Below are 8,150 nucleotides of genomic sequence, written 5' to 3'. Positions count from 1 at the left end.
CTGCGAGGGCCCCCCTTCACCTCGGCCGGGCCGGGCCCTCGCAGGCCCGCCCGGCCGCTCCTTCAGCCCGCCCAGGCCGGCCAGGTCCCTCTCGGCCCGGCGGGGGCTCACCCTCCGCCGACCGGTTCCCCCCAAGACATCGGATGTGTAACCGCACGGATGCTAGGGGCGGCCAGGTGGGCTGGCAGAGAGGTCCCATCTCTTCCGGTGCGGCCCGGTTGTCACCAGGTGAGGAAGAGCTCTTCGGGGGCGCGGTGGATCAACGTGGCGGACATCGTGACGCCCGGCTCGGCCAGCCGCAGCCCCGGCAGCTCGCGGATCAGCGTCTCCAAGGTGATCCGCACCTGCTCCCTGCCGAGCTGCGACCCCGGGCAGCCGTGCGCGCCGTGCCCGAACGACAGGTGCCTGACCGGGGCGCGGGTGATGTCGAACACGTCCGGCCGCTCGTACACCGTCTCGTCCCGGCCCGCCGAGGCGTACGAGACGAACAGCACGGCTCCTTCCTCCAGGTCGGTGCCGCTCAGCGTGAGCGGGCGGGTGACCCGCCGCCTGAAGCCCTGGATGGGCGCGTCGAACCGGGCCGCCTCCTCGATCGCCGCCGGCAGCAGCTCTGGACGCTCGCACAGCAGCTCCCACTGCCGGCGGTCGCGCAGCAGGTTGTGCACGGCGCCGCCGAGCAGCGCGGTCGTGGTGAGGTGCCCGGCCAGCATGAGGTTCTCCAGGTTGCCGACCACCTCCGCCCACGGCAGGCCGCGCACCAGCTCGCCTGTCAGGTCGTCGCGGTCGGCGCAGGCCCGCGCGTGGCCGTCCAGTAGCTGGCGCAGGGCGGCGACCTCGTGGGCGGCGGCGACCTGCGCGTCCTGCGGCATCGGCGTGAACAGCAGGGCTTCGGCGTGCTGCCCGGCCTGGATCGCGGCCGGGACGTCCCCCGGGTCGAGGCCGAGCAGGTGGCCGATCACCGAGGCGGGCAGCGGCCCGGCGTACCCGCTCATCCACTCCACCCGCCCCTCGTCCCTGAAGGACGCGATCAGCTCGGCCACGCGGCCGGTGATGAAGGGCAGCGCCGTCGCCACCTTGGCCGGGGACAGGCCGCGGGTGAGGGGCCTGCGCAGCCGCTGGTGGGTCTCGCCGTCGCTGCCGAGCACGATCGGGCCGCCGCCGGGCACGGCGGAGAGCACGGCGAGCGCGGCAGGCCCGGGAATGACGTCCGGGCGCAGCGCGCCGGCGGAGGAGAAGTCCTCGGGCCTGCCGAGCACCTCGCGGACGTCCGCGTGCCTGGCGACCAGCCACGCGTCGAGTTCCGGGACGAACGTCAGGCCGGAAGCCGCGCGGGCCTCGGCGTAGCGGGGGTACGGATCGCGGTAGAACGCCTCTTGATCCACGCGTCCCATCGTGCAAGCCGGTCACGGGACCGGCAAGATCTGAAATTTTCTTTTAGTTCATTTGCAAGTCTTGAAACTTATATCCATGGGCGATTGAGTTCGGTCGTGCACACCCTCCGTTATGTGGCCGCCGCCGCGCTCGTCTTAGGTATCGCGGCGCCCGCCCAGGCAGAACCCACACCTCCCTCGCCTCCCGCGGAGGACGCGCTGAAGGCGTCGTCCTACCCGCCCCCTTCCACCCTGCTCGTCCAGAACGCTCCCGCCCAGCGGCTGGAGACGGACAAGCGAACCAGGCCCGTCGCCCCCGGCATCTCGCTGACCTCGTTCGACACCTACGACGCGCTGGGCTGGCTGCGTGCCGACGCCCTCACCGCCGACCTCGGCGGCGGTGCGAAGGCCGACTACCTGACGTCGGGCGAGGTGACCAAGGCCGAACCGCTGTCGGGGCCCGCCAAGCGCTCCCACGCCGTCGCCGCCGTCAACGGCGACTTCTTCGACATCAACAACTCCAGCGCGGCGCAGGGCATCGGTGTCCAGGACGGCACCCTCGTCCAGTCGCCCATCTCAGGCCATGACAACGCCGTCGCGATCACCGGTGACGGCGTCGGGCGCGTGCTGAAGATGTACTTCGAGGGCACCGCCACCCCCGCCGGCGGCTCGCCTGTGACGCTCACCCAGTTCAACCAGATCGTCCAGAAGGGCGGCGTCGGCCTGTTCACGCCGCTGTGGGGCTCCTACAGCCGGGCCCGCGCCGTCGAGGGCGCCACCTCCGTCACCGAGGTGGAGCTGACCGGCGGGGTGGTCACCGCCGTGCGGAACGCCGCGGGCACCGGGCCGATCCCGGCGGGCACCACCATCCTGCTCGGCCGCGACGCCGGCGCCGCCGCGCTGGCGTCGCTGAAGGCCGGCGACCGCGTCGATGTGAAGTACCAGCCGAAGGCGTCGGACGGCAGCGCCGTCAAGGCGGCCGTCGGCGGCAACGTCGTCCTGGTCAAGGACGGCGTCGCGCAGGACTCCGGCGACCCGGCCGCGCACCCGCGCACCGCGGTCGGCTTCTCGGCCGACGGCAGGAAGATGTACCTGCTGACGGTCGACGGCCGCCAGGCCGACAGCCGCGGCGTCACGCTCAACGAGCTGGCCGCCATGATGGTCGAGCTGGGCGCCGCCAGCGCGCTCAACCTTGACGGCGGCGGCTCGTCCACGCTGCTCGCCCGCGAGCCGGGCTCCGCCGACGTGCAGGTGGAGAACAGCCCGTCCGACGGCGGCGAGCGGTCCGTCCCGAACGGGCTCGCCCTGTACGCGCCCGAGGGCAGCGGCAAGCTCAAGGGCTTCTGGCTGGAGACGGCCAGCGACCCGGCCAAGGCTCCGGGCGTCGGCCCGGTCGCCGGCGGCCGTCCCGACCGCGTCTTCCCCGGCCTCACGCGACGGCTGACCGCCGCCGGGTACGACGAGACTTACGGCCCCGCCTCCGGCACCCCCGCCTGGCGGGCCAACCCGGCCGTGCACGGCGTGGTGCGCGACGGCAGGTTCCACGCCCTGGTGCCCGGCCAGACGACGGTCACCGCCTCCAAGGACGGCGCCCAGGGCACCCTGGAGCTGACCGTCCTGCAGCCGCTGCAGCGGCTGGGCGCGACCACGGACCGGCTCGGCCTGGCGGGCAAGGACGGCACCGGCACGTTCGGCGTCGTCGGCTACGACCGCAACGGCAACTCCGCGCCCATCGAGCCCGGCGACCTCACGCTCGGCTACGACCGCAACCTGTTCGAGGTGACGCCGGGCGATCAGGGGTTCTTCACCGTCAAGGCCAAGCAGGCGACGGGCTCCGGGCTGATCACCGCCAAGATCGGATCGATCACCACCGCCGTCCCCGTCACGGTCGGCTTCGAGGACAAGCCCGTCGCCGACTTCGAGGACGCCGCCAAGTGGACCTTCGCCGCCGCGCGGGCCACCGGCTCGCTGTCGGCCGCGACCGGGCAGACCGGAGGCGGGCTCAAGCTGTCCTACGACTTCACCCAGTCGACCGCCACCCGCGCCGCCTACGCCAGCCCGCCGCAGCAGATCGAGGTGCCGGGCCAGCCGCAGGCGTTCGGGCTCTGGATCAACTCCACCGGCAAGGGGGAGTGGCCGAGCCTGGAGTTCTACGACGCGCTCGGGCAGTCGCAGATCCTGCGCGGCCCGTACATGACGTGGACCGGCTGGAAGTACGTCGAGTTCGCCGTGCCCCCCGGCGTCAACTACCCGCTGAAGCTGCGGCGCTTCTACGTCGCCGAGACGCGCGCCGACCAGAGCTACACCAACGACATCCTCATCGACGGGCTCGTGGCCAAGGTGCCGCCGTCGGTGTCCGCGCCGCCCGCCCAGAAGGTCGCCGACCCGGTCGTCAGGCCGGAGGTGGCCACGATGCCGTGGCGGTTCGCGGTCATGTCGGACGCGCAGTTCGTGGCCAGGGAGCCGGACAGCGACATCGTCCGCAACGCCCGCCGCACGCTGCAGGAGATCAAGGCGGCCAAGCCCGACTTCCTGCTGATCAACGGTGACCTCGTGGACGAGGCCTCGCCCGCCGACTTCGCACTGGCCAAGAAGATCCTGGACGAGGAGCTCGGCGGGGCGCTGCCCTACCACTACGTGCCCGGCAACCACGAGGTGATGGGCGGCAAGATCGACAACTTCAGGGCCGTGTTCGGCGACACCTACCAGACCTTCGACCACAAGGGCACCCGGTTCGTCACCCTCGACACCTCGCGGCTGAACCTGCGGGGCGGCGGCTACGACCAAGTGGCCATGCTGCGCTCCCAGCTCGACGCCGCGGCGAAGGACGACGCGGTCGGGTCGGTCGCCGTGCTGTTCCACGTCCCGCCGCGCGACCCCACGCCCGGCAAGGGCAGCCAGCTCGGCGACCGCAAGGAGGCCGCGCTGGTCGAGGGCTGGCTGGCGGACTTCCAGCGCACCACCGGCAAGGGCGCGGCCTACATCGGCGGGCACGTCGGCACCTTCCACGCCTCCCACGTGGACGCCGTGCCGTACTTCATCAACGGCAACTCCGGCAAGAACCCGGCCACGGCCGCGGACGACGGCGGCTTCACCGGCTGGTCGCTGTGGGGCGTGGACCCGGTGACCTCCAAGGAGGCCGAGAAGGTCAGGCACAACTGGTTCGTGGACGCGCCGACCTGGATCGGCACCCAGGTCCGGCCGCACGTGGACGACCTGACGCTCGCCGCCCCGGCCACCGTCCCGGCGGGCGGCACGGCGCAGGTCACGGCGACGCTGAAGCAGGGCGGCCGCACGGTTCCGGCGGCCTACCCGGTCTCGGTGGCGTGGTCGGGCTCGTCCAACCTGCACATCGGCTCGCGCGCGGGTGCCAAGCCGTGGGACGTGGCGGCCCTGGACCCCGCGACAGGCACACTCACGGCCCTGCGCGAGGGCCAGGTGACGGTCGGCGTGACGGTCAGCGGCGTCCGGAAGGAGGCGGTGGTCGCGGTGGCCGCCTCGTGACCCTGTGAGCATGGGCCCGGCGCGACACGGGTGACGGCCTGACCGGCCGTCCGCCCGTCCCGCCGGGCCTTTCGCACGTCCTCGCCTGCTTCTCCCGTTCGCCGCAGCCGACAGAATGGGAGTTCGGGACGGCGACGAGGGGAGAGACGATCGATGGCCGGCGATGATGGGGTGGTCGTGTCCGTGGCCGAGCGGGTCCGGCGGGGGCTGGACGACGCCTCGGCGGGGGAGCGGCTGGTCGCGCGGGCGCTGCTGGCGAACTACCCCGCCGCCGGGCTGGAGACCGCGGCCCGGCTCGCCGAGCGGGCCGGGGTGAGCGCTCCCACCGTGGTGCGGTTCACCGCCCGGCTCGGCTTTCCCGGGTACCGGGCGTTCCAGCAGGCGCTGCGGGAGGAGATCGAGGCGCGGCGGGCGTCACCGCTCACCCTCGGCCGGCACGCCACCGAGGGGTCGCCGCGCGTCGCGGCGGCCGAGGTGTACCGGCAGCGCATGGACGAGACGTTCGCCGCCCTGTCCGACCCCGAGCTCGACCGGGTGACCGACCTGCTCTCCGACCCCGCCAGGAGGGTGACGTCCGTCGGCGGGCGATACTCGCACATCCTCGCCGAGTACCTGGACCTGCACCTGCGGCTGCTGAGGCCCGGCACGCGGGTGCTCGACCCGAAGCCGGAGGCGATGGGCGCCGCCTGCGTCGACGCCGGGCGCAAGGACGTGGTCGTGGTCTTCGACTACCGCCGCTACCAGCGCGACATCGTGAGCTTCGCCCGCGCCGCGCACGCCCGTGGCGCCAAAGTGGTGCTCTTCACCGACCCGTGGCTGTCGCCCGCCGCCGACTCCGCCGAGCTGGTGATCCCCGCCAGGGTCGAGGCGCCGAGCCCGTTCGACAGCCTGGTCCCCGCGATGGCGCTGGTGGAGACGGTGGTGGCCGAGGTGACGGCGAGGCTGGGGCAGGACCGGCTGCGACGGATCGAAGAGATCTCCGGGGACGTCACGATCGACTAGATCTCCGCCGCGCCGCGCGGGCGGTGGCGGACAGGATGAAACATAAATTTCACAACGACTTCTTGACGCGAGAGGTGAACGTTCTGTTTCATTCCTGAACAGCCCCCGACAAGCCTCTGGAGTGCCAGGTGACCGATGACCCGCGCCCACCGCGCAAGCTGCGACTCTGGGAAGCGCTGACCCTGTCGGTCGGCCTCATGGGGCCCACCCTGGCCATGGCGCTCAACGGCCAGGGTGTCGCCTCGACCGTGGGCAAGGCCGTGCCCCTGGTGTTCGTGCTCGGCCTCGCCGGCGTCGCCCTCGTCGCGTACGGGTTCGTCAGGCTGACGCGTCACTTCAACCACGCCGGGTCCGTCTACGCGCTGGCCGGCGTGACGCTCGGCCCCAAGGCCGGGTTCTTTGGCGGGTTCGCGCTGCTGGGCACCTACCTGTTCTTCACCGTCTGCACGCTCGCCGCGACGGCGGTGTTCGCCGAGGCCTTCTTCAAGGCGCTCGGCCTGGGCTGGGACATTCCGTGGTTCGTGGTCACCCTGGTCGCCGCGGCCGGGGTGTGGGCGGTCAACTCGCGTGAGTCCCGGGTGACCGCCCGCACGCTGCTCGCCGTCGAGGGCGTCGGCATCGTCGGCATGCTGGTGCTCAGCGCCGTCGTCGTGGCCCGCACCGGCACCGGCACCGCCCCCTCCGGGCAGACGCTCGACCTGTCCGTGTTCACCCTGGACGGCACCAGCACGGGCGCCGTCATGACGGCCACGGTGTTCGCGTTCCTGTCCTGGGCCGGCTTCGAGGCGTGCGCCTCCCTCGGAGAGGAGACCGACGACCCGAAGCGCAACATCCCGCGCGCCCTGGCCGGCAGCGTCCTGCTCACCGGCGGGCTGTACATCGTGGTGATGTTCGCCCAGACCATCGGCTTCGGCACCGGCAAGGACGGCACGGACGCCTTCGCGGGCACCGAGTCGTCGCTGTCGGCCCTCGCCGAGTCCTACATCGGCACCTGGTTCTCGCTGGTGATCGCGTTCACCGCGATGGCGTCCGCCTTCGCCGCCACCATCAGCTCCTCGGCGGCGGCCAGCCGCCTGCTGTTCGCGCTGTCCCGCGACGGCTTCGGGCCGCGCCCGCTGGCCCGCACCCACCCCCGCACCGGCTCGCCCACGGTGGCGCTGGTCGTCGCGCTGGTGGCCGGGCTGGTCGGCGACGCGATCCTGAACCTGACGGGCGTGACGGCGTTCGACGCCTACTACTGGTTCGCCACGCTCGGCGTCCTCTGCCTGCTCGTCGCCTACGCGGTGGCGGCGGCGGGAGTGGTCGCGTTCATCGTGTCGGGACGCGGCCGGATCCCCAGATACGAGATCCTGGTACCGGTGCTGGCCATCGCCTACCTGTGTTACGTGTTCTACCAGCAGTCGCTCAGCCTGTTCCCGTGGATCGCGGGCGCCTGGTGCCTGGCCGGGCTGGTGGCCGTGTTCGCCGCGCCCGGCCTGGTGCGCCGCATCGGCGAACGGCTCACCGCCGAGTTCGCCGGCCCCGTCGAGGAGGATGTCCTGTCATGACCAACGTGTTCGTCGCCACGTGCGACCTGGCCGGGCAGACGCGCGGCCGGGCCGTGCCCGCCTCCAGGGAGGACGCGGTGCTGCGCGGCGGCACCGGCTGGGTGCCCGCCGACCTGGCTTTGACCTGCTTCGGCCCGATCGCAGAGAACCCGTTCGGCTCAACGGGCGACCTGCGGCTGCTGCCCGACCCGGGCACCCGTGTGGACGTCCCCGCCGACGGCGACGTGCCCGGAACCAGGCTCTACCTGGCCGGGCAGGAGCTGCCCGACGGCACGCCGTGGGAGTGCTGCCCGCGCGGCTTCCTCGCGGCCGCCGTGGCGGAGCTGGCCGGGCTCGGGCTGACACCCGTCGCCTCCTTCGAGCACGAGTTCACCCTGGACGGCCTGCCCTCCTCACTGCCGTTCTCCTTCGACCGCTACCGCACGGCGGAGCCGTTCGGCTCGGACCTGGTGGCGCTGCTGGAGTCGAACGGCTTCGCCCCCGAGACCTGGCTGCCCGAGTACGGCGAGGCGCAGCACGAGATCACGCTCGCCCCGGCGGGCGCGCTCCAGGCGGCCGACCGGGCGGTGCTGCTGCGCGAGCTGGTGCGGGACCTGGCCAGGCGGCGGGGCCTGCGCGCCTGCTTCGCGCCCATCCTGCACCCCGACGGCAGCGGCAACGGCGTGCACATCCACCTGTCCTTCGAGGGCGGCACGCTGGCCGACCCCGCGGGGCCCGGCGGCCTGTC

General features: G+C 72.8%; 4 protein-coding genes and 1 pseudogene. 4 read left to right on the top strand and 1 reads right to left on the bottom strand.

What is annotated here, in order from left to right; all coding sequences use genetic code 11:
- Nucleotides 1-221: 221 nt before the first annotated feature.
- Nucleotides 222-1,391 (bottom strand): cytochrome P450, encoded by a 1,170-nt coding sequence (locus ABZ297_RS45570; RefSeq protein ID WP_355360444.1) that lies wholly within the window; start codon nucleotides 1,389-1,391, stop codon nucleotides 222-224.
- A 96-nt stretch (nucleotides 1,392-1,487) separates the two neighbouring features.
- On the opposite strand from ABZ297_RS45570, the gene ABZ297_RS45565 reads away from it, so the two are divergent.
- From ABZ297_RS45565 to ABZ297_RS45550, 4 genes and pseudogenes are all read left to right on the top strand, one after another.
- Nucleotides 1,488-4,874 (top strand): phosphodiester glycosidase family protein, encoded by a 3,387-nt coding sequence (locus ABZ297_RS45565; RefSeq protein WP_355360441.1) that lies wholly within the window; start codon nucleotides 1,488-1,490, stop codon nucleotides 4,872-4,874.
- A 153-nt stretch (nucleotides 4,875-5,027) separates the two neighbouring features.
- The gene (locus ABZ297_RS45560; RefSeq protein ID WP_355360438.1) at nucleotides 5,028-5,876 is read left to right on the top strand and encodes a MurR/RpiR family transcriptional regulator; all 849 of its coding nucleotides are present in this window, start codon (nucleotides 5,028-5,030) and stop codon (nucleotides 5,874-5,876) included.
- Between the two features lie 128 nt (nucleotides 5,877-6,004).
- The gene (locus ABZ297_RS45555) at nucleotides 6,005-7,423 is read left to right on the top strand and encodes an APC family permease (RefSeq protein ID WP_355360435.1); all 1,419 of its coding nucleotides are present in this window, start codon (nucleotides 6,005-6,007) and stop codon (nucleotides 7,421-7,423) included.
- A pseudogene (locus tag ABZ297_RS45550) lies at nucleotides 7,420-8,150 on the top strand (glutamine synthetase); the annotation flags it as partial. The gene ABZ297_RS45555 and the pseudogene ABZ297_RS45550, both read left to right, overlap by 4 nt.

The sequence above is a fragment of the Nonomuraea sp. NPDC005983 genome, assembly GCF_040614375.1.
Classification (GTDB): Bacteria; Actinomycetota; Actinomycetes; order Streptosporangiales; family Streptosporangiaceae; genus Nonomuraea.
The sequence above is the reverse complement of the archived record's forward strand: the minus strand, read 5'-3'. Positions and strand labels throughout refer to the sequence as shown.

Excerpts from the sequence above, each read along its gene's own strand:
- ABZ297_RS45570 (WP_355360444.1), bottom strand. The coding sequence starts at position 1,391 with ATGGGACGCGTGGATCAAGAGGCGTTCTACCGCGATCCGTACCCCCGC.
- ABZ297_RS45560 (WP_355360438.1), top strand. The coding sequence starts at position 5,028 with ATGGCCGGCGATGATGGGGTGGTCGTGTCCGTGGCCGAGCGGGTCCGG.